General features: G+C 42.2%; 21 protein-coding genes and 4 tRNA genes. 12 read left to right on the top strand and 13 right to left on the bottom strand.

All coding sequences use genetic code 11. The annotated features are described in order from the left end of the window. The first annotated feature begins 100 nt into the window (after window positions 1–100). Complete coding sequence (locus ACOOEY_RS04315) at window positions 101–1120, top strand: c-type cytochrome (RefSeq protein WP_420387439.1); 1020 nt, start codon at window positions 101–103, stop codon at window positions 1118–1120. Window positions 1121–1125: 5 nt separating this feature from the next. Here the strand turns inward: ACOOEY_RS04315 and ACOOEY_RS04310 are convergent, their stop codons facing one another. Then, a complete protein-coding gene (locus ACOOEY_RS04310) occupies window positions 1126–1488 on the bottom strand; it encodes a hypothetical protein (protein ID WP_420387438.1) in 363 nt (120 codons plus the stop codon). 202 nt (window positions 1489–1690) lie between these two features. Between ACOOEY_RS04310 and ACOOEY_RS04305 the strand changes: the two genes are divergently transcribed. Together ACOOEY_RS04305 and ACOOEY_RS04300 are read left to right on the top strand one after the other, a co-directional pair. After that, window positions 1691–3097: an MBL fold metallo-hydrolase gene (locus ACOOEY_RS04305; protein ID WP_420387437.1), complete on the top strand. Its 1407-nt coding sequence runs from the start codon at window positions 1691–1693 to the stop codon at window positions 3095–3097. Window positions 3098–3198: 101 nt separating this feature from the next. Then, window positions 3199–3489 (top strand): TIGR03643 family protein, encoded by a 291-nt coding sequence (locus ACOOEY_RS04300; protein ID WP_420387436.1) that lies wholly within the window; start codon window positions 3199–3201, stop codon window positions 3487–3489. Window positions 3490–3522: 33 nt separating this feature from the next. On the opposite strand, the gene ACOOEY_RS04295 is transcribed toward ACOOEY_RS04300, so the two are convergent. The 11 genes from ACOOEY_RS04295 to ACOOEY_RS04245 form a co-directional block, all read right to left on the bottom strand. After that, window positions 3523–3604 (bottom strand) — tRNA-Leu (locus tag ACOOEY_RS04295). Window positions 3605–3662: 58 nt separating this feature from the next. Then, entirely contained in the window at window positions 3663–4013 is a 351-nt protein-coding gene (locus ACOOEY_RS04290; protein WP_420387435.1) for a DUF5615 family PIN-like protein, read from the bottom strand. After that, window positions 4013–4252 (bottom strand): DUF433 domain-containing protein, encoded by a 240-nt coding sequence (locus ACOOEY_RS04285; RefSeq protein WP_420387434.1) that lies wholly within the window; start codon window positions 4250–4252, stop codon window positions 4013–4015. The genes ACOOEY_RS04290 and ACOOEY_RS04285 overlap by 1 nt, the downstream gene beginning before the upstream one ends. A 63-nt stretch (window positions 4253–4315) precedes the next feature. After that, complete coding sequence (locus ACOOEY_RS04280; RefSeq protein ID WP_420387433.1) at window positions 4316–5737, bottom strand: RtcB family protein; 1422 nt, start codon at window positions 5735–5737, stop codon at window positions 4316–4318. After that, entirely contained in the window at window positions 5719–6243 is a 525-nt protein-coding gene (locus ACOOEY_RS04275; RefSeq protein ID WP_420387432.1) for a hypothetical protein, read from the bottom strand. The genes ACOOEY_RS04280 and ACOOEY_RS04275 overlap by 19 nt, the downstream gene beginning before the upstream one ends. 183 nt (window positions 6244–6426) lie before the next feature. After that, window positions 6427–7521 (bottom strand): slipin family protein, encoded by a 1095-nt coding sequence (locus ACOOEY_RS04270; RefSeq protein ID WP_420387431.1) that lies wholly within the window; start codon window positions 7519–7521, stop codon window positions 6427–6429. Between the two features lie 406 nt (window positions 7522–7927). Beyond that, a tRNA-Gln gene (locus ACOOEY_RS04265) sits at window positions 7928–8000 on the bottom strand. Between the two features lie 138 nt (window positions 8001–8138). Beyond that, a tRNA-Tyr gene (locus ACOOEY_RS04260) sits at window positions 8139–8221 on the bottom strand. Window positions 8222–8391: 170 nt separating this feature from the next. Continuing rightward, window positions 8392–8463: transfer RNA gene (locus ACOOEY_RS04255), tRNA-Asp, on the bottom strand. 586 nt (window positions 8464–9049) lie between these two features. Further along, window positions 9050–10333, bottom strand: coding sequence for a serine hydrolase domain-containing protein (locus tag ACOOEY_RS04250; protein ID WP_420387430.1), 1284 nt, complete (start codon window positions 10331–10333; stop codon window positions 9050–9052). A gap of 33 nt (window positions 10334–10366) precedes the next feature. Further along, window positions 10367–11344 carry a zinc-dependent alcohol dehydrogenase family protein gene (locus ACOOEY_RS04245; RefSeq protein WP_420387429.1) on the bottom strand — a complete coding sequence of 326 codons (978 nt, stop codon included), beginning with the start codon at window positions 11342–11344 and terminating at the stop codon, window positions 10367–10369. A 111-nt stretch (window positions 11345–11455) separates the two neighbouring features. Between ACOOEY_RS04245 and ACOOEY_RS04240 the strand changes: the two genes are divergently transcribed. The 7 genes from ACOOEY_RS04240 to ACOOEY_RS04210 all read left to right on the top strand — a co-directional run bounded on the left by ACOOEY_RS04240 (window position 11456) and on the right by ACOOEY_RS04210 (window position 17172). After that, a complete protein-coding gene (locus ACOOEY_RS04240) occupies window positions 11456–12223 on the top strand; it encodes a glucose 1-dehydrogenase (protein ID WP_420387428.1) in 768 nt (255 codons plus the stop codon). Between the two features lie 75 nt (window positions 12224–12298). Then, window positions 12299–13495 (top strand): acyl-CoA dehydrogenase family protein, encoded by a 1197-nt coding sequence (locus ACOOEY_RS04235; RefSeq protein WP_420387427.1) that lies wholly within the window; start codon window positions 12299–12301, stop codon window positions 13493–13495. Window positions 13496–13610: 115 nt separating this feature from the next. After that, window positions 13611–14663, top strand: a complete 1053-nt coding sequence (locus tag ACOOEY_RS04230) for a phosphotransferase family protein (RefSeq protein ID WP_420387426.1) — start codon at window positions 13611–13613, stop codon at window positions 14661–14663. A gap of 39 nt (window positions 14664–14702) precedes the next feature. Then, the gene (locus tag ACOOEY_RS04225) at window positions 14703–15602 is read left to right on the top strand and encodes a 3-hydroxyacyl-CoA dehydrogenase NAD-binding domain-containing protein (RefSeq protein ID WP_420387425.1); all 900 of its coding nucleotides are present in this window, start codon (window positions 14703–14705) and stop codon (window positions 15600–15602) included. Window positions 15603–15660: 58 nt separating this feature from the next. Beyond that, window positions 15661–16191 carry a hypothetical protein gene (locus tag ACOOEY_RS04220; protein WP_420387424.1) on the top strand — a complete coding sequence of 177 codons (531 nt, stop codon included), beginning with the start codon at window positions 15661–15663 and terminating at the stop codon, window positions 16189–16191. A gap of 56 nt (window positions 16192–16247) precedes the next feature. Beyond that, window positions 16248–16802, top strand: coding sequence for an RNA polymerase sigma factor (locus ACOOEY_RS04215; RefSeq protein WP_420387423.1), 555 nt, complete (start codon window positions 16248–16250; stop codon window positions 16800–16802). Continuing rightward, window positions 16795–17172, top strand: a complete 378-nt coding sequence (locus tag ACOOEY_RS04210; RefSeq protein WP_420387422.1) for a DUF6768 family protein — start codon at window positions 16795–16797, stop codon at window positions 17170–17172. The genes ACOOEY_RS04215 and ACOOEY_RS04210 overlap by 8 nt, the downstream gene beginning before the upstream one ends. A gap of 123 nt (window positions 17173–17295) precedes the next feature. Here ACOOEY_RS04210 and ACOOEY_RS04205 read toward each other — a convergent pair whose 3' ends face one another. After that, window positions 17296–17607 (bottom strand): helix-turn-helix domain-containing protein, encoded by a 312-nt coding sequence (locus tag ACOOEY_RS04205; protein ID WP_420387421.1) that lies wholly within the window; start codon window positions 17605–17607, stop codon window positions 17296–17298. A gap of 5 nt (window positions 17608–17612) precedes the next feature. Between ACOOEY_RS04205 and ACOOEY_RS04200 the strand changes: the two genes are divergently transcribed. Together ACOOEY_RS04200 and ACOOEY_RS04195 are read left to right on the top strand one after the other, a co-directional pair. Continuing rightward, window positions 17613–18188 (top strand): trypco2 family protein, encoded by a 576-nt coding sequence (locus ACOOEY_RS04200; RefSeq protein ID WP_420387420.1) that lies wholly within the window; start codon window positions 17613–17615, stop codon window positions 18186–18188. Window positions 18189–18234: 46 nt separating this feature from the next. Then, window positions 18235–19836 carry a S1 family peptidase gene (locus tag ACOOEY_RS04195; protein ID WP_420387419.1) on the top strand — a complete coding sequence of 534 codons (1602 nt, stop codon included), beginning with the start codon at window positions 18235–18237 and terminating at the stop codon, window positions 19834–19836. Window positions 19837–20069 lie beyond the last annotated feature (233 nt).

The raw sequence follows: 20069 nt of genomic DNA, 5'->3' as shown, positions 1-20069 counted from the left end.
GCTGTTATGTTAATTCTTAGAGATATAGAGGTGAAGAGCGTAACTTTTGTAACATTCCAAAAATCAGGATTTAATGAACTTCGTGTAGAATCTATTAAAGATGAATAAGTTTAATCACGTTTTTAGAAGAATTGGTTGGCTGATTGGTTTCAGTTTGCTTGTAACCTTGTTCTCTGCCCTAACTCTGATTGGTGTTAATTCTGGTTGGATCAAAACTAAAAACCAGGCAGGAGAGTGGAAGCCCAGATCTATTGCTACTGACCTGGAAGGAGAAGACAAGGCTGCTCTTATTAAACTCGGTTATGATGTAATAACCAAATCTCCTCAATTGATCGGTCCATTGGCTAAGGATGCAAAAAAACGCTTTGCCGGAAATAACCTGACCTGTCAAAGCTGCCATCTCGAAGCAGGTACTAAACCTGGTTCAGGAAGCTTTGTTGGAGTTTATAATCGTTTCCCTCAATTCAGAGGACGGGAGAACAAAGAGGGTACACTTTTGGAACGAATTGATGGCTGCATGGAACGCAGCATGAATGGCCGGAAAATGCCTCACAATAGTCTTGAAATGCAGGGAATGGTGGCCTATATGAAATGGTTAAGTGAAGACGTGCCTAATGAGAAGGAGGGTGTTTATAAGGGATTTGCTAAACTGGAATTACCTGAAGTAAAGGCCGATCCTGAGCTTGGTAAACTTGTCTTTGAAAAACACTGTACGGTTTGTCACGGAGAAAACGGACAGGGTATGAGACCCGATGAAAACTCCTTATATCAATTCCCTCCACTTTGGGGTGATGATACTTATAATCATGGTGCCGGTATGCACCGTATCATTACGGCTGCAGAATTCATTAAAGGAAATATGCCTTTCCAGCAGGCTACTTATGATAAACCGGTATTGACCGATGAAGAAGCATATCATGTGGCAGCATATATCAATAGCTTTGACAGGCCGCAGAAACAAAATACTGAAGCCGATTTTCCGGACCGAAAATACAAACCAGTATCAACCCCCTATGGTCCATGGTTAGATAACTTCTCGGCTGAACAACACAAATACGGTCCTTTTCAGCCTATTATGGAATTCTATCAAAAGGAGTATAATCTAAAGAAAAGTAAATAACCGGCTTAGTTGAGTACCAGCGGAATGCATTCGGTGGCGAACTTGTCTTCATTACAGTAGTGAATTTCAACTGTTCCCTGAGTATCAATTTCGGGGATACTCATGGCTGAAGAAATAATTACTCGTTTATCATTGAAATGCCCTCCTTCGATGAGCTGTTTAACCCTGCCAAAGTTTGCACCACTATCTGTGTCGATATTAAAGATATAGGTACAGTGTTGTTTTTTGGGAACAATCGTATCAATCTCTGCAAACGAGCAGGTATCGATCTTTACTGGCTTTTCTTTAGGCCAGGAGGTTTCAATGAGTTCGGAGAAGAGCGATTTCAAAATCTCACGATCCTCCGCAATTAATACGTGTGTCATCATGGTTCAAGCTTGAGTCTCAAAAAGCTTAATTCTCGAAAATAACATATTCTGTGGTAAACAACGAAAAAATGTATGTCAATTTTGTATCAGTTAATGAATTATGAATAACTGATATATATCAGTTTATGGGGTAACATTGGTTACGAAAATAATAGGGTACTCTGATCATCTTTGGTTATCCGATTCGAAAAAATATTCAAAGATGAAAATAGAACAGATTTACACCCAATGTCTTGCTGAAGCAGCATACTACATTGAATCTAATGGAGAAGCCGCCATTGTAGACCCATTGAGAGAAGTTCAACCTTATCTTGAGATGGCCGAGAAGAATGGAGCGAAAATCAAATATGTGTTGGAAACACATTTTCACGCTGATTTTGTATCAGGTCACCTCGACCTGGCCAAGAAGACCGGTGCTTCCATTGTTTTTGGTCCTACAGCAGTTCCAAATTTCGATGCTCATGTAGCAGCCGATGGGGAGATTCTTCAACTGGGAGGTGTTCGTATTAAAGTATTGCATACTCCAGGGCATACCATGGAGTCTTCAACCTTCCTTTTAATTGATGAAGACGGAAAAGACCACGCTATATTCACTGGTGATACACTGTTCCTTGGTGATGTAGGTCGCCCTGACCTGGCTGTAAAAACAGACCTGAGCCGCGAAGATCTGGCAGCTCACCTTTTCGATTCACTGAGAGAAAAAATTATGCCTTTGGCTGATGAGGTAATTGTTTATCCTGGTCACGGACAGGGTTCTGCCTGTGGTAAGAACATGAGTTCTGAGACAGTAGATACTTTGGGTAATCAGAAGAAGTTCAATTATGCATTGCGTGCAGATATGACCAAAGAGGAGTTCGTCAATGAAGTGACCTCCGACCTGGTTACTCCGCCACAGTACTTCCCTAAAAATGCTGTGATGAACAAAATGGGATATGAGAGTATTGACAACATTCTTGAGCATGGTGTGATTGGTCTGGATGTGAAAGAGTTCAGGCAAACTATTGAGAAGAATGGTGCTTTAGTACTCGATACTAGGCCAAAAGAGCAGTTTGCCGAGTCTAATGTGCCAGGTTCCTGGTTTATTGGACTGGATGATAACTTCGCACCATGGGTGGGTGCTTTGATAACCGACCTGAAACAACCCATTGTATTCCTGGCCGAGCCCGGTAAAGAGGAAGAGGTAGTCATCAGGCTTTCAAGAGTAGGCTATGACAATGCCTTAGGTTTTCTCGAAGGTGGAATAGAATCCTGGATCAAGGCGGGAGAGAAGACAGGACGAATAGAGGAAGTTACAGCTGAAGAATTTGTAACTGTTTTTGAAAGTGGAGCTAATCTGCTTGATGTACGTAAAGAGAGCGAGTTTGAATCTCAGCATATAGTGGGCGCTACCAACTTTCCGCTAGACTTTATCAATGATCGATTGAATTCAATAGACAAGGAAAGCAAATGGTACTTACACTGTGCCGGAGGGTACAGGTCTATGATTGCTACTTCCATTCTTCAGGCCAATGGCTTTACGAATGTGATCAATATTCAGGGCGGATTTAAAGCCCTTAAAGAGACAACTCTGCCAATGACAGAGTTTCACGAGCAAATCACTATGCTTTAGTGATTCTGGTTAAGTTGATGGTTGGAAACCCCGGCAATACGTGCCGGGGTTCTTTTTTATATGCCATCGAACAATTCCTTTAACACCGGGGTTGACGGTTCATGATCGGTAAATTTGGACTGAGCTTTGAAGATATAGACCGCATTATTGAGATGGCCTGGGAAGATCGGACGCCATTTGAGGCAATCGAGCAGCAGTTTGGACTCCCTGAGAAAGAAGTCATCAAACTGATGAGACAGGAATTGAAGCCAAATTCTTTCAAATTATGGAGAGAGCGGGTTCAGGGTAGAAAGACCAAACATTCGTCTTTGCAAGATTCCGGTCGTTTTAAAAGCGGATTACAGCGAGCCATTACCGGCAATAAGATTAGTAAACGCAACAGACCAAAGTGAAATAAAAAAGCCCGGTTTATACCGGGCTTTAAGTGCGCATGAGAGGATTCGAACCTCCACACCCGAAGGCTCTGCCGCCTGAAGACAGCGCGTCTACCAATTTCGCCACATGCGCAGGGTGGCAAAGATAACTGAAAATCTTTTCAATAAGCAACAATGCTAATGCAGGGTTTTTATGAAAATTTCCTTTCCCTTATTGAATCGGAATCGATGACTGTCAATCGGTTTTTAAAGTCATATTCTTCCTCTATCAGATTAGTCAGTATTATTGAAGGTTCTGCTGGGGCAAATTGAGTAAGCCTGAAGTAAATAACTCCCGGAGGCCTATAATGGTGTTTAAAGATTAGTTCACCATAGTCACCATCGTGCGTTAGGATGATTCTATTCTCATTAATGGCGAAATTCATAATCTCATGGTCAGATATCCCTGGGGAAATTTCGGTAATCCAGACTACATCTATACCGTTAGATTTGAGTTGATTTACTGAAGCTGCAGTAAAATTTTCGTTCGCTAGAAACTTCATTATGCAGATTTTGACCTGGGCTCTACCATTAAGCCATCTTTAACACAGTCATTTAGATAAGCGAAAACGGCTTGAAGGTCTTTGTGGGTGATGTGGGGATAGTTCTCAAGAATTGTAGATTCAGTCCAACCATTAGCCATTCTTTCAAGGATAAACTCAACTGAAATTCTGGTTCCCTTAATTACAGGCTTGCCAAGTAAAACAGCTCTGTCTGACACTATATGATTTTTCCAGTTCATTGCATGAATTTAATCAATCTTACGTCATAATAATTAAAGGAGTTCAAATAAGAACTCCCTTATTTAGTCGACTTCACCAAACCTTTCATCACCACACATTCTTACCACTTTGGGTTCAAACGTGCCTAATACTTCCACCAGATCTGTTTGTTGAGCCATTACCTCATGTATGTTTTTGTATACCTGTGGCGCCTCATCCAGTCCCGATCCGATAAGCGTTACTCCTGCTTTCTTGATGTGTTTTTTCACCTCTTTCTTAGAAAGCGTTTGTTTGGCTTTGGTTCTGGAAAGTACCCTGCCCGCTCCATGCGATGCGGAATTAATTGATTCAGTATTACCTTTCCCCTTTACAATGAAGCCGGGAGAAGTCATAGAACCAGGAATAATTCCCAACACACCTTCACCGGCCGGAGTAGCACCTTTTCTATGAACAATGATCTCTTTTCCTTCCGCATCTTGTTCCTTCCAGGCAAAGTTGTGGTGATTTTCGATCAGTGCCAGTGGTTGCTCACCCAGAGCTGCTGCCAGCCTATCGTGAATCTGGTGATGACAAGCCGAGGCATAGTCACCCGCCAGATTCATGGCTAACCAGTATTCCTGACCCGCTTCAGTATCTAAATCCAACCAGGCCAGGTGTTTGGCCTCTCCTGGTAATTTGGTCATATCCATGGCCAGCCTGGTGTAATGTCTTGCGATATTAGCACCAAGTCCCCTCGATCCCGAGTGAGATAAAACCGACAGATACTTGCCTACTGGCAGGTTGAATTCATTGATCTCTGAATGTATTTCAGTGATACCAAACTCTACAAAGTGGTTACCTCCACCTGAAGATCCGATCTGTTTCCAGGCAGTATCTTTCAACGATTTCAATAAATTGATTTCATTGAAAAGAGGTTTGTCCAGTACTTCGTGATCTTTCGGTCTTTTAAAGGTTGCCTGACCGAATTTGGTGTGATCCAAAAGCATCTCCTTTAAGGCATCTGTACTTTGATGTACGTAGGCCGGAGGAATATCATAGACTGTCATACACATTCTACATCCGATATCAACCCCTACACCATAAGGGATCACTGCATTTTCTGTGGCCAAAACACCTCCAATTGGCAATCCATAACCATGATGGGCATCGGGCATCAAAGCCCCATGTCTCGTGATAGGTAATTTCATGGCCACTTCCATTTGATTGATTGCCCCCTGATCAATCCCCTCTGCTCCATAAATGCTGTAAGGGACTCTCTTCTCCCTTAGCGCCAGGGTCTCATTATGTTCTGTTTTAATGATCAAGGCCGTGGCAACCGGACCCAGTACTTCATGCTTTAAATAAAGCCCTGGGTTAGTCACTACCTTTTTCAGCATGGCTTTTTTATGGAGTATGGATTTACCCTTGAAGTGCTCATCCAGCACTTTCATGGCTTCACCAATGGCTCTTCCTTCGGGGAATCCCAACTTTCTGAGATCCTTTCCTGTTAATTTTCGCGTTGCCATAATTTCCAGCGTTTTTTCAATCTTTTATACTTGTTTCTCTTGATGTGGTCTTTCAAGTCGTCCACATCATAATTATCCAGTGCCTGCATCAAACCTTTGCGATAATAGGCAATGGCCTTGCTAAACTGGCTTTTGGCTTCGGCTGCCTTGCCCATATTTTCATAGACAAAGGTTTTGTTGAAGCCTTCTACCTTCAAAGCTTTACTCATCAGGTTTTCCAGTCCATCATATTTGTCGTTTTCCAGGTATAGATCGGCCAGGTTATCGAAGGCGTTCTTGTAGTCTGCCTGAAAACGAATGGCTAACCAATAGTGCTTTTCAGCCTCAGCTTTGTTTAACAGGTTGTAGTGATAATGACAAGCCAGACGAAAGTGAAGTTTAGCATGTCCTGGTTCTTCAAACAACCCTTTTACAAACCATTTTCGGGCTTCTTCATATTGACCATTGTCAATGGCCTGATCTGCCATTTGGATTATACTTGCGATGTATTCTTCGTAAATGTCCATTTTGCTTAGAGAGGGCAGATACCTCTCAGTTCTGCGGACAGTTACTCTTTATGAGCCTGTGTAATCCACAGATATGGAAGGCATCCCCTCAGTTTGATATAATTGTTTCATATGTGACTCTTTAACTCTTTGGATTAGTCATTCCCGTGAAAACGGGAATGACATCCTCACCTGAGCTCTAAATTACCTGGAGAAGATCTCCTTCAACTGATCGACTACCTGGTTTCCGCCAGATAGAGAAATGCTGTTAATTTTATCAGCAATTCTTTCTACGTATTCCATCTCTTTGAGCTTGAATAGCATTTCGTTATCCTCCATTAACTTTGCTGTATTCAGCAAGCTTCTGGTAGAAGCAGTTTCTTCTCTGCGGGTAATTACATTGGCCTGAGCCTGCTTTTGGGCTACCAATACCTGGTTCATGATGTTTCTCAGTTCACCAGAAAGTATGATATCCTTGACACCACAATCCCAGACCTCAATTCCCAGCGTATTTGCTTTGCTCTTCAGGTATTCCTGTACATAGTCTGCAATGGCAGACTTTTGTTCCAGCAATTCGTCCAGAGAGTAACCGCCAATGTATTCCCTTAGGGCCAGTTGCATTAAAATGTACAATTGCCTTACTGCATCTTTGTTATCGATGAGATATTGCTCTACATCAACCACCTGATACTGGCAATAGAAATTGATTCTCAATGCAGCTTTATCGCTGGTCAGAATTTCCTGACCAGAAACTTCCATCTGAAGTTTCCTCATGTCTGCCTTAAGTACGCTAATGGCGGTAGTGTTTCTCCAGAAGTAGTAAATACCTTTATCAAGCATTTTTTCCAGTTTTCCATCTACCATCAATAGGGCCTTTTCATAAGACTCGACTACAAAGACCCTGATGTAACGTTGTACTTCGGTTCTGGTCAGAATGTCTTTACCAATATCTTGGGTGATGTTGTAATCACTCAGGTCAATTCTGATGAATTGATGGTCTTTCAGACCCTTCCAGAAAGCATATTGTCCAACAGTGAGTATGCCGTTGAATCGGTCATCCACATAGTGCATAACCAACTCATTGTCTCTTACGCTCACAACTTCCAGCATATCTGCCAACTCCTGATCTTTCAAGAGTATGTTCAGGTCTTTAGAAGCGTAGAACTGGTCGGCCAGGCTATAGACCATGACGGTATCCAGAAACCCCACCCACTGAACACCAGCAGTGATTACTCTCCTGTAGTCGCCATTTCTGAACACCAAACCGACTTTTCCTTCGTTGATTCGTATCCTTTTCATTTTGTTTCGGTTGTGGGGTTTCCCCCGGTTAAACATGATTTATAGCTATTGGCCAAATAGTTTCAATTTTAGCAAGGGCCTGGCAGGCTACCATTCTTCGAAAGCGGAGTGTCTATTGAGCCTGAATTCAATCCGGAGTTCAGTATTTGAAGTGGTCGTTTTCACAACCAGCGACAGATCGCTGAAGTCAGCATTTTCATCAGGCGGTATCCTAAACCACCCTGGCTTACTCAGAATGCTCCTGTTAACCGAAGTAATCAGGGGCAGCCTGCATGGGCTTACTTGTTTCTGGCATCGTTTTTTTAAAGAAGATCCGATGAACTTCTGTCAATGGAAACCTAATCCATTCCACGTTAACAGTGTGGTGCTCTACCTATTGAGCTACATCAGCCAACCGGTTATACCCGGAGTTGAAGGTGGGACTCGAACCCACAACGATTACAGAGCTCGTTACTCTAACCAGACTGAGTTACCAACCCAATGAGGGTCGGGGAGGAGTCGAACCTCCGTATACAAGCGTGGGAAAATCAAGCTAAGCAGCATACCGTGACCTATTGGCTCGGTACTATGGGGTTATACAGAAACCCTCATCAGGTCTTATACCTGAATGTATCCCGTGGAAATGACAGGATTCGAACCTGCTAAGCCATTAGCACCGGTTTTACAGACCGGCATAACTCTCCCGCGTTATCGCATTTCCATTGAGGTTATCTTTTCATGATTGTGTTGATTGTTCAACCCGACACATGACAGATAACCTGCTATTTACCCTGGAGCTTTTTCAAACATCATAGCCCGAACGAAAGGCTATTTAGGGGCTCTAACCCTTCTCCAAATTGAGGAGACACTCGTTCTGCCTCTCCTTTAGCGCGGTACCGGAGGGATTCGAACCCTCGACCTGATTATAGACATTAATCTATTCTACCCCTGAACTACGGTACCAATTGTCGACCTGAGCTCTTCTTTTGCTCCAACCGTCTGTAAGGAAGAGCACAAAAAAAGCCCGGCCTTATACAGACCGGGCTTTTCAATGCCGTTTATACGGAATTGTCAAGTCATTAATTTCCCGGTCTTATTTGGCAAAAGACATATGGCAGCACCGTCAAAATCTTTGAGATTTTGATAACCCAATGGTGATGTCCATAATTGCTCTAAGTGCATCATTCTCTTTTGCATCATTAATTCATTTGAAACAAAAAACCCGAACCAAATGGCCCGGGTTTCTAAGTGTCTTTATCCTTAAGTTTAACTTATAATCCCGAACCGTAGCACATCACAATCAATATAACTCCATGTTTCCATTGGTTGTATTTCGTTGATATGTGAGAAAAGTGCTTTCATTTCTTATGTGGCACAAAGGTAGAAAAAGAGATTTCTAATTTGCAAACGGTTTCATCAAGAGAACCAAAATGGCTCTCTATATATAAATAAGTTAACTATCAGTATTTCAGGTATTTATAGATTTGAAAAAAATTAAATTTTTTCATCATCTTTAAATTAATCGTAAAACCGTTTATACGGGTATTGTTTAATTAATCCCTTGATAGATAAGTTCATACATCTCATTCCAGAACTCAGGATGCTGAAATCCATTAACCTGTGTCATGCCTACGAAGACCATTTGTTCTGCCGGATCAATGAAGAATTTGGTGTTGAAATAGCCTCCCCACTCATAAGTACCCGGTGATTTGGGGCTGACCTTGGTGGGCTTATCCTGATAAAGTTGAAAGCCCAGTGCAAATCCACCGTCACTCCCTTTCGGATAGTTCTCATAATCATTTATGATCTTGGGGAGTTGGTCTTTAGTCATTTCATTCATAGCCTCTTCTCCCAAAAGCTGGCCACCACCTTCGACCAGTGTTTCGATGAATCTAGTATAGTCCATGGCTGTTGAACTTAAACCGGCTCCTCCGGCAAACAGGTCTCTGGGTCCCTCTTTGGGATAGTTGGTGAATGCGTCAAAACCCATTGTGTCGGTATTGATATAAGTGCTGTCGGCTTTCATCATCACAGGTGTAAGCCTGTCGAACTGGCTTTCTGCCAGATAGAACCGGGTGTCTTTCATACCCACCACATCGAAAATATGCTCTTTGAAATATGCATTCAGTTTCTGACCGGATACGACTTCAATGATTCTTCCCATCACATCCATGTTTAAGCCATAGGAAAAGCGGTCTCCCGGTTGATGTGCCAGAGGTACTTCAGCCAGCCTGTCAATCCATTCTTCGGTTGTCCATTCGGGATGTGAAAAGCCTACGTTCATATCAAATTGCTCATAAACAGCCATGAGCTTACCGGGATTAAAAGATCCATAGACAATCCCAGAGGTGTGTGTCATCAAATGACGAATGGTTACGGGCCGATCGACTGGAACGGTGGTATAGGTAGAGTCGGCAGCATTGAATTCATCCAATACGACCTGATTTCTATAGGCCGGGATATATTCATAAACCGGATCATCAAGGTTCACCTTGCCTTGTTCTACCAGTTGCATCATCGCCACACAGGTGACTGCCTTGGTCATGGAAGCAATGCGATAGATATCATCATTTACATAAGGTTCTCCATCCACAGTGCCAAAGCTTTTATTGTACACGATGTTACCATTTTTGGCAATCATAAAGGTGCCACCGGGAATAATGATATGGTCATCTACTGCCTGCTGAATGTAGGTATCCATGCTTTGTTCAAAGCCATTGACAAATCCGGCTTCGACAGGGTTGGCTTCTGAGAGCCAGACTTTCTTTTCTTCGGAAGACTGACAACCGATTAATACTACAGCAAGAAAGAGGGAAAGAATATGATGTTTCATCAGGTTAAGGTTTCCTGAAGTTAATCATTCTCCTCATTCGTTCATATTGAGAAGGATCTTACCTTTTCTACCCTGAGATTCCATGTGTTGAATTGCTTGTTGAAACTGTTTCAGGTCATACTCTGCTTCAATATCTGCTTTGAGAGATTGTTTGGTGAGCATACCCAATACTTCAGGAATGATCTGCTGACGTTGTTCTTTACTTAAGCCCATTATCCAGGTAGTAAGCCAAAAGCCTTTCATTGTCAGGTTCTTGAATATCATGAGCCCATTGTTAACCGGAACAGGTCGCAAACTTAGAGCACCATATACCAGCATAAGACCGTTGGATTGTAAGGCATTGAGCACCAGGTCGCCTAACTCACCACCCACTGCATCGAAGGCCACCTTCACCATTTGTCCCTCTGTGATGGTCTTTACGGACTTAAACAGATTTTCGGTCTTCTCGTTGATTACGCCTTTGGCTCCTAGTGCCAGCAGACCTTCTTTCTGCTCGTCTGACCTTACCGTTCCGATGACCTGAATGCCTCTTGAAGCAGCCAGCTGAATTACAAATTTGCTGAAAGCAGAGTTGGCTGCTGTGAGCAATAGCCAGTCGCCTGCCTGGAGTTGCGCCTCCATGAGCATGCCATAGGCAGTGAGCGGATTGATAAAGGCCTGGGCAGCCACCTGATCAGGCATGGCCTCTGGTTTGGGTATTATCGCTCTGGCATCTACGCAAACATATTCTGCCCAGACTCCCGTACCAGTAAAGATCACCGCTGTGCCTTGAGGATAGGCTACTCCTCCACCAACGGCCTCAATAACCCCGGTAGCTTCAAAACCAGCGATTTGCGGTAACTCAGGACGAATACCATACATGCCCTGAATGAACATAATATCTGCAGGAACAATATTGGCCTTCTTCACTTTGATAAGCACTTCGCCTGCTTTCGGTTGTGGTTTTTCCACTTCGACTAATTCGAGCACGTCCTTTGGTAGTCCTTTTCTCTTAAATTGTATTGCTTTCATAGGTAGGTCAATGTAGGGTGATGGATTTTAAAATCGGTAACAAGTTCAAATTACTCGTCATGCATACCAAATTAAATTAATTATCTTAGATACCCTCACCGAATTCACATTATGGAAATATCTAAGCAATTTGATTTATCAGGAAAAGTAGCCATTGTCACAGGAGCCAGTAAGGGCATTGGTAAAGCCATAGCCGAAGCACTTGCCCAGCAAGGTGCTCATGTGGTGGTATCGAGTCGGAAACAGGATGCTGTTGATGCTGTAGCTAAGGAAATTAATGATCAGGGATGGTTGGCATCTGCTTCGGCTTGCCATATGGGTGATGATGAGCAAATCCAGCGATTGGCTGAGAATACCATCAAAACTTTAGGAGGAGTTGATATTGTGGTTAATAATGCCGCAGCGAATCCGGTCTTCGGTCCTTTGGAAGATGCAGGTAACGAGGCTTTTCAGAAGATCATGCAAGTGAACGTACAAGGGCCTTTAAATCTGGCTGAGTACTGCCTCGATAGTATGAAGAGTCGGGGAGGAGGGAGCATTATCAATATTTCCAGTATAGAAGGAATTACCCCAGGTCATGGTCTGGGTTTATATTCAGTGAGTAAAGCCGCATTGATTCAACTGAGTAAAGTGATGGCTAGGGAGTGGGGGAAAGATCATATCCGGGTCAATGCCATTTGTCCCGGTCTCGTAGAGACGAAGTTTAGCGAAGCACTTACTTCAAATGAGAAGATCATGAAGATGATTATGATGAAGCAGGCTCTTCCTATGGTGGCTCAACCGCAGGATATTGCTGGTTTGGCTCTTTATCTGGCCTCTCCGGCTTCAGCCTTCGTGACCGGAGCAGTGATTTCGGCTGATGGTGGATTTACTATTTAGTTAATTAGTTAAGCGTTATTGGTTAATCGTAAGCTACTCTTAATCAATAACTGATAACGAATAATCACAAATCTCATGAACAATTTATACGCCACCGATAAACTCAAATCTATTTACCCCGGCATAAAGGCTTTTGTAGAGGAAGAATTATATCCAACCGAACTTCATCTTTTAAAAGGAGATTGGGAAGAGACAGAAGCTATTCTCAATGCCAAAAGAGAGGCAGTAAAAGCCCTGGGCTTATGGGCTCCTTATCTCTCAGAGGAGGAGGGCGGTTTAGGGTTAAGCATGGTGGAGTTTGGTCAGATTTCCGAGCTGCTGGGTACTTCAGTAATTGGTCATTATGTATTCAATTGCCAGGCACCCGATATCGGTAACATTGAGCTATTACATCAATTCGCCTCGAAAGAAATTAGAGAGTCCTGGCTAAAGCCATTGATGGATGGAGAGATACGCAGTTGTTTTGGAATGACAGAGCCGGAGTTTGCAGGTTCTAATCCTGTTAATATGGCCACAACGGCCATCTTCGAGGGAGATGAGATTATACTGAACGGGCATAAATGGTTTACTACGGCAGCCGATGGTGCTGCATTCTGTGTAGTCATGGCGGTAACAGATCCTGAAGCCGATACTTATGAGCGGGCAAGCATGATACTGGTGCCTACTGATACTCCCGGATTCGAATTGGTAAGGAATATTCCGATTATGGGTGATGCCGGAGCAGGATACTTTTCACATGCTGAAATCAGACTGAATGATTGTCGGGTTCCAGCCGGCCACCTGATAGGTAAAAGAGGAGAAGGATTTAGAATGGCTCAGATGCGTCTCGGGCCAGGGAGAATTCACCACTGTATGCGATGGATAGGTATCTGTGAAAGAGCATTCGATATGATGTGCCGCAGGGCAGCAGAGAGAGAATTAGGTCATGGAAGGATGTTAGGTCATCAGCAAACCGTGCAAAACTGGATAGCCGAGAGCAGAGCCGAAATTGATGCTTCCAGGCTGATGGTTTTGAATGCCGCGGCAAAAATGGATGCGGAGGGAGCTAAAGCAGCCAGGTTGGAAATTTCAACCATCAAATTCTATGTGGCTGATGTACTGATGAAAGTACTGGACAGAGCGATTCAGGTACACGGTGCACTGGGTATAACAGATGATACCCTGCTTTCATTCTGGTATAGGCATGAAAGAGGGGCGAGAATTTATGACGGTCCGGATGAAGTGCATAAGGCTAGCCTGGCAAAGGCGATTTTAAAGGGGTATGGATTATGATTTTTGAATACGAACCTCAATTATCATTACACATTGCAAAATTTGCGATAGCGAAAGATCGTAACGTGCCTAATCTGACTTGGATCAGCCTTTTTCCTCGTAATGACGAATCCTTATGATCGATAGCGCCAAAGATATAAGACTTGGAGAGGAACTCGATCTTCAAAAGCTGAAAGCTTATTTTCATAAGCATTTACCAGGATTTTCCGGTGAAATTGAAGTCAATCAGTTTCCATCTGGCTTCTCCAACTTGACTTATTTAATCAAAACAGAAGGACAGGAATATGTGCTTAGACGCCCTCCTTTTGGAGCCAATATCAAAGGTGGACACGATATGGCCAGAGAATATAGGGTCCTAAAGGCATTAGAACCATTTTATCATAAAGCGCCCAAAGCGGTACTTTTTTGTGAGGATCATGAGGTGATGGGCGCTGACTTCTATCTGATGGAAAGGGTGAGAGGAGTGATTTTGCGTGGACAACCTGCAGCAGACTTAGATTTAAATCCTCAGGTGATGCAATCCATCTCCCGGTCGACTGTCAACCATCTGGCGGAATTGCATAGAATTGATCTAAAAGCTGCCGGTTTGGAAGACTTTGGTAAACCAGATGGATACACCCAGAGGCAGGTAGAGGGATGGATAGGTCGATACTATAAGGCCGAGACCGATACGCTGGAGTCTATGAATCAGACAGCCGATTGGTTACAGAAAAATGTGCCGGAGCAAACAGTTATTTCATTAATCCACAATGATTATAAATACGATAATCTTGTCTTAAATCCGGATGATCTGAGCGATATCAGGGCAGTTTTAGATTGGGAAATGGCTACAGTTGGTAACCCATTGATGGATATGGGTACCTCGTTGGCCTATTGGGCAGAAGCAGGAGATTCAGATATACTTAAACAGTTCAGTCTTACCTGGTTGCCGGGTAACTTCACTCGAAAGGAATTTGTAGATCATTATGCTGAAAGAACGGGTTTTGATCTCTCAGATCAGCTTTTTTATTATGTATTCGGAGCTTTCAAAATCGGAGTGATCATTCAGCAGATTTATGCCAGATACAAGAAAGGCTTAACTAACGATCCTCGCTTTGCTCATCTGATTTACGCAGTGAAAGCCTGCGGGGCCAATGCCATCAAAGCCATCGAGAAGGATGCTATTTGAAGTGATTCATTCTCAGGGACTGAGTGAAGAAATGAAACTATGAAATTGGAAATACAGGACATCAATAAGGTACTGATTCTGGGAGCGGGGACATTAGGATTAAGGGTTGCTCTTCAGTCAGCTATCAGTGGTTTTGAGACTACTATCTTCGATATTAATGAAAAGGCACTGGATACGGCTATTCTTACGCAAGACCAGATCTTAAAATCTCTGATCAAGCGAAAGGTGCTGGAGCCAGAATCTATTGATGCCATTAAGGCAAGATTGAGCTTTACTACTAATGCTGAACTAGCTTCGGATGATGCCGATCTTATCAACGAAAGTGTGACTGAAGACCTCGCACTGAAGAAGAAAGTCTGGAAGGAGTTCGGACAACTTTGTCCGGAGAAAACCTTGTTTACCACCAATACCAGCTTTCTGCTGGGGTCACAGCTGGCGGAAGCTTCAGGCCGACCAGAGCGCTTTTGTAATTTCCATTTCCATGATGTTTTCTACGCCAATGTAGTAGATATCATGCCCCACCCGGGTACTGCTTTATGGATACCGCCTTTATTGCATGAATTAGGAGAGAAGTTTTGGCAAACACCCGTTCTGGTCCAAAAAGAAAACCCCGGCTATCTCTTCAATTATATCCTGATGGCGCTCATCACTGCAGCCGGAAACCTGAAAGCAATGGATATTGGCAGTATTGAAGATATTGACAGAAGCTGGATGGGGAACTTTAAGATGGATATGGGGCCATTCGGTATTCTCGACAATGTGGGCCTGGATACTGCCTGGCATATTGCCTCCGCTCAAAATGATGGCCAAAGTCAAAAGTTCGCTGATTTATTGAAACACTATATTGACCAGGGTCGGCTTGGTGTAAAAGCCGGAGCCGGATTTTATGACTACCCCAATCCTGCCTACAAGCAGGAAGGCTTTGTCAAGGGTGCTTGAAAATTCTGATTTTACTTTTCCTCCATTTTAGGTAACTTTCTTCAGCAACACACTGGTTATGAAGTCATTCCTAACACTACTATTGCTCTCTGTTCTGGCGAATGAGGGGGTGCGCAGTAGCGCCTACACCAACGAACATCTCCGGTTGGAATACCCGGCAGACTGGATCGTCAGGCCAATTGATAATACGTCAAAGGAGAATTATATACTGGAAGTCGAAAAGTTATTTGTTTGGAGTCCACTCAGGCCCGATGAGGACAGAAAGGTGTTAAAGCTCACAACACCCAGCTCTATATACTACAATAAATCCCCTTCTCTGAAGAAGCTTGACCGGGTACTAACCAAGGCAGCTAAAAAGAAGCTTGAGCACTTCGAAGTACTGAATTCTGAAGAAGGTGTGAAGGAAGGCATTCCTTTTATCAAAACAACCTTTACCAACCTAAAAGGAGCGATTCAGGAAACAACGGAATACTACATTTTTTCCATAGATGATACGCCCTATGTATTATACCTGACTGCCAGCACTAAGGAGTACAACGCCCAGCGAGCCCATTGGAATCGAATCTGGCAGGAACTGTCAATGCAATAAAAACACTGTTCCAGTGAACCTTAGCCGTACGTTGACGACCTTTAGTTGAACGAGGCATGAAAAGGGACTCCGACCAAATATTTGATGAATTACTGGTAATCCGCTGTCGCGAGAAGGATGAGGAAGCCATCGGCTTACTTTGGAACCGATGGCAGCCCAGAATACTCAAATGGTCTTATGATTTTCTGAAAGATCAGGAACTGGCGGGGGAAATTGCTCAGGAAAGCTGGATATCCATTTTCAAGGGTATAGGTCAGTTAAAAGATCCCGCTCTCTTTCGTTTTTGGGCCTACCGCATCGTACAGCGAAGGTCGGCCGACTATATCCGGCAACAGCAGAAGGAGCGGGAGGTAAATCAGGAACTTCAGAAAGAACTGAAGGAAGAAGACGAGTCTGGTACCGCCAACCATGACCGCATAGAGCAAATGCTCAGAAGCATTCGGGCACTACCCGAGATGCAGCAACAGATCTTAAGACTGTTTTATATGGAAAAGTATAGTGTCAGAGAGATTTCGGTGATGATGGAATTACCGGAGGGGACTGTCAAATCGAGACTTTTTCATGCCAGACAATTATTAAAGCAAAAATTACAGGAGGTAAACCATGAATAAATCAGAAAAGGAATTCGATGAGCTCATTCAGCAGGCATTGAGTAAAGAAGAAGCTCAGTACTTCAATGAAATGGGGGAGCAGAATCTACCACAAATGCTGGTGGGTTTGTATAAGGGTAAAAACAGCTGGTTGAACATTGTGACAACCGTTGTTCACCTGGCCATATTCGCTGTGAGTGTTTATACCCTGATTGAAATGCTTGGAGCAGAAGAAACCAATGACAAGTTGGAGTGGATGTTCTACACCCTGATAGGCTTTATCGCTATGGTGTTGCTCAAAATCTGGAGCTGGAATCAAATGGATAAAAATGCGTTACTCCGTGAAATCAAGCGGTTGGAGTACCAGGTTTCTTTGTTGAGTAAGAGGTGACTAAAATAGGTTGATAGAAAATAGATTGACTTTAGTTAAGGAATTTTTCGATTTTGTCAATGTTATACCCGTTAAAAAGTCTTTGGGCTTGCCATTGCTCTTCTTCTCGTTCCTTTTCCATCTTTAAAACGTGTTTTTAGAGTGTTTTTCTAGAAACTCATTGATGCTATCACGATCATAGAGAATGACCCTCTTCCTGGGCTGTGTGTAGCGTATCTCTCCGTTATTTCGATATTCCTGAAGAGTGGTTTGAGACTTGATATTAAGGAGCTTCATAGCTTCCGTCTGATCAACCCATTTTTGAGGCTCTTGATTATTGAGATTAAGTCTCTCAAGAACCCTTTCAACAAGCTCAAAGAATGCTTCTTCTTCTAGGCAGATAACTTGCAAAATACGACTCTTTTTATTTAATTTTATAAGTTTAACAAAAAACATGCACAATGAAAAAGACAATTTTATGTTGTATTAGTCTGGTTTTTTTTACTTCAATCCTTTCTGCTCAAGATGCAGTTAGTCTTTCTGACGTTATTGAAGAAACCAAAATAGCACTGCTTTTTGCTCAAAGTGATTTAGAGGGAATTAATATGGAACTCCAGTCTGTTGAGTTATCCTTTGAAGCGGTCTATTCTTTAAAAGCAGGTGGAGGATTCAAGCTCTTGTTTATAAAAGCCAAAGGTGAGCAGTCCAAATCCGAGTATCAGACGATATCTTTTAAGCTAACACCACCTTCTAAGGATGATACAGTTCCAGTTGCCAAAAGATCTGGAAGCTCTGAAGCTCTAAAAACAGCCCTAATTCAAGCTGCTAAAGAAGTAAAGGCAACTACGAGTTCTTCTGGTAAGCTTCCTTTAGACTTCTCAGAGTTGTCGGTAGAGTTGAAATTTGTGGTGAAGGAATCTTCAGAACCTGGTTTGGATTTTGAATTAGGTCCCATTGGTTTAAATCTAGGAGCTGGAGGAGAAGATCAAAATGCGCACAAGTTAAAAGTTACGTATGCTAAAATTAAGAAGCCATAGTTTACTTTTTCTCTTTTGTTGTATAGTTCTTTCTTGTGTTTCAAAGATGTCTTTATCTCGACAAGGCCCAGCTACCTGTCCTGGGTTTGTAGATTTAGAAAACTTAGATAGAGAAAAATTAAGAAGGAATTATGGAAGAGCTATTTTAGGTATAAGGGGGGAAGAGTCTGGTACAGGGTTTATCATTGATTTAAATCAGGGTTATATTTTGACTGCAGCACATGTAATACGTTCAGAATCGAATAGTTCAGGCATGATCAAAGCCTTTTCAGAATATTTTGATGGTGAGATAGAATTAGAAATAATTAAGGATTTAGGTGGTCGCCCTACTTCCTATAATGATATTGCCCTTTTGAAGGTTAAGTCTGTAGAGGACTTAGTTAAAGTAAATGACTTTTGTACCTCTTTGGATATTTCATTTAACCTGCCTTTTCATGAGACTAACCTGTGGTCGTTGTCATATACTAGGGATTTAGAAGAGTTGCATGTGAAGGATCTCTTAATCAGAAGAGGGACAAGCTATAGTGGACAAAAGAATCTGTATAACGTTACTTCAAATCCTCTCATAGATAGTGGAGATAGTGGAGCACCAGTAATTAATGAGAATGGATTTGTAATAGGCATAACTCTCAGTATTATATCTTCTAATGGGTATTTTGTTCCGTTGGGATACTCATCACCTCTATTGAATGAAATTCAAATGAGTGAAAGACTTGTTGACTTTTCTGAGTCTTTTTTGAATAATACGTTAACTGATAAGGAATTAAGAGCGAAATTGACAAGGCAAAGGAAGCCTATTTATAGTTTTTCAAATCTTGAACTCTATTTGTGGGCTTTGAATGTGCATCACAATAAATCAAAATACAAAGAATTCTATAATAGAGTTCGATGCCCTATCTCCAAGGCATATCAAGCAAGGAGGTTGGATGATATCATTTGGTATTTTGATGGTTTACTATCAAAGATTGAGACTGCGAGATCCTATCATAGGAAAGCAAATTATGAATCTATTTTGGGCGACTCTGAAGGTTACAGAATGTCTCTCGGAATGGCTAAAACTAATTATGAAGAAGCAGTCTCTGGATATTTAAATGATAACCCTGAAATACTAGGCTATGTGGCTTATAGATACCCTCAAGCGGAAAATTTAATTTCGGAAGGATTTTCAGAGTACCAGGTTAATCCAAATGGAAATAGCTTTGATGGCTCCCTGTATTCAAATTACTTTTCAGCTATTCTCAAGGACTACTCTCTACTACTGTACCGTGAGGCCAAACTTGAGGATAATCCTGAGACTAGAGAGACGGTTTTGAATCGAAGTCTGTTTTATTCAGTTATTTCTGCGATAACTGCTGAGGATTCTGCATTTAAGGCTGGGGCTTATGGATTAACGGGTGATATATTATTTGGATTAAATGAGTACGAAAAAGCCATGGATGCCTATTCATTGGCTTTTCAAAATGGTTCTAGTTCAACATGGTTGGTTAATAACTTTAACTCTGCTCAAATGAAGTTACCTACAAGTTTTCCTGGCTATGCATCAAATGCTTTAACCACATTAGAGAATCATTCGGCAAATTTAAATCTTGAAGAAATTCTGAGAAGAGTAAATGTAACAGATGTTAAGCTCAAAAAAGAATGGTATTAACTTTCTTTTGTTGAGCCAAACAATTTTAATTCTCAATTCTATCTAAACTTTAATCAGCTGTATCTTAACAATCTTCAATTTTAGGCTCTTTCTGTTTCTGATTTTTTTTTTGGTGCTTCGCAAAGGGTGCATTTTTCGAGAACATTTAAGGGTATATCAAGGCTCTCTACTAAATGAACTGGAGAGAAGTAACTTAGGGTACAATGTGTCTATACAGTCCGTATAGGCTGTTT

Source organism: Roseivirga sp. (assembly GCF_965216855.1).
Lineage (GTDB): Bacteria > Bacteroidota > Bacteroidia > Cytophagales > Cyclobacteriaceae > Roseivirga.
This window is presented reverse-complemented; position numbering and strand designations above follow the sequence as displayed.

Bases quoted from the DNA above. Each gene is read 5' to 3' on its own strand.
- ACOOEY_RS04245 (WP_420387429.1), bottom strand. From the start codon at position 11,344: ATGAAAGCAATACAATTTAAGAGAAAAGGACTACCAAAGGACGTGCTC.
- ACOOEY_RS04215 (WP_420387423.1), top strand. From the start codon at position 16,248: ATGAAAAGGGACTCCGACCAAATATTTGATGAATTACTGGTAATCCGC.
- ACOOEY_RS04235 (WP_420387427.1), top strand. From the start codon at position 12,299: ATGAACAATTTATACGCCACCGATAAACTCAAATCTATTTACCCCGGC.
- ACOOEY_RS04285 (WP_420387434.1), bottom strand. From the start codon at position 4,252: ATGAACTGGAAAAATCATATAGTGTCAGACAGAGCTGTTTTACTTGGC.
- ACOOEY_RS04230 (WP_420387426.1), top strand. From the start codon at position 13,611: ATGATCGATAGCGCCAAAGATATAAGACTTGGAGAGGAACTCGATCTT.
- ACOOEY_RS04200 (WP_420387420.1), top strand. From the start codon at position 17,613: ATGAAAAAGACAATTTTATGTTGTATTAGTCTGGTTTTTTTTACTTCA.
- ACOOEY_RS04210 (WP_420387422.1), top strand. From the start codon at position 16,795: ATGAATAAATCAGAAAAGGAATTCGATGAGCTCATTCAGCAGGCATTG.
- ACOOEY_RS04310 (WP_420387438.1), bottom strand. From the start codon at position 1,488: ATGATGACACACGTATTAATTGCGGAGGATCGTGAGATTTTGAAATCG.
- ACOOEY_RS04280 (WP_420387433.1), bottom strand. From the start codon at position 5,737: ATGGCAACGCGAAAATTAACAGGAAAGGATCTCAGAAAGTTGGGATTC.
- ACOOEY_RS04290 (WP_420387435.1), bottom strand. From the start codon at position 4,013: ATGAAGTTTCTAGCGAACGAAAATTTTACTGCAGCTTCAGTAAATCAA.
- ACOOEY_RS04220 (WP_420387424.1), top strand. From the start codon at position 15,661: ATGAAGTCATTCCTAACACTACTATTGCTCTCTGTTCTGGCGAATGAG.
- ACOOEY_RS04250 (WP_420387430.1), bottom strand. From the start codon at position 10,333: ATGAAACATCATATTCTTTCCCTCTTTCTTGCTGTAGTATTAATCGGT.
- ACOOEY_RS04300 (WP_420387436.1), top strand. From the start codon at position 3,199: ATGATCGGTAAATTTGGACTGAGCTTTGAAGATATAGACCGCATTATT.
- ACOOEY_RS04270 (WP_420387431.1), bottom strand. From the start codon at position 7,521: ATGAAAAGGATACGAATCAACGAAGGAAAAGTCGGTTTGGTGTTCAGA.
- ACOOEY_RS04315 (WP_420387439.1), top strand. From the start codon at position 101: ATGAATAAGTTTAATCACGTTTTTAGAAGAATTGGTTGGCTGATTGGT.
- ACOOEY_RS04195 (WP_420387419.1), top strand. From the start codon at position 18,235: ATGTCTTTATCTCGACAAGGCCCAGCTACCTGTCCTGGGTTTGTAGAT.
- ACOOEY_RS04305 (WP_420387437.1), top strand. From the start codon at position 1,691: ATGAAAATAGAACAGATTTACACCCAATGTCTTGCTGAAGCAGCATAC.
- ACOOEY_RS04275 (WP_420387432.1), bottom strand. From the start codon at position 6,243: ATGGACATTTACGAAGAATACATCGCAAGTATAATCCAAATGGCAGAT.
- ACOOEY_RS04225 (WP_420387425.1), top strand. From the start codon at position 14,703: ATGAAATTGGAAATACAGGACATCAATAAGGTACTGATTCTGGGAGCG.
- ACOOEY_RS04205 (WP_420387421.1), bottom strand. From the start codon at position 17,607: ATGTTTTTTGTTAAACTTATAAAATTAAATAAAAAGAGTCGTATTTTG.
- ACOOEY_RS04240 (WP_420387428.1), top strand. From the start codon at position 11,456: ATGGAAATATCTAAGCAATTTGATTTATCAGGAAAAGTAGCCATTGTC.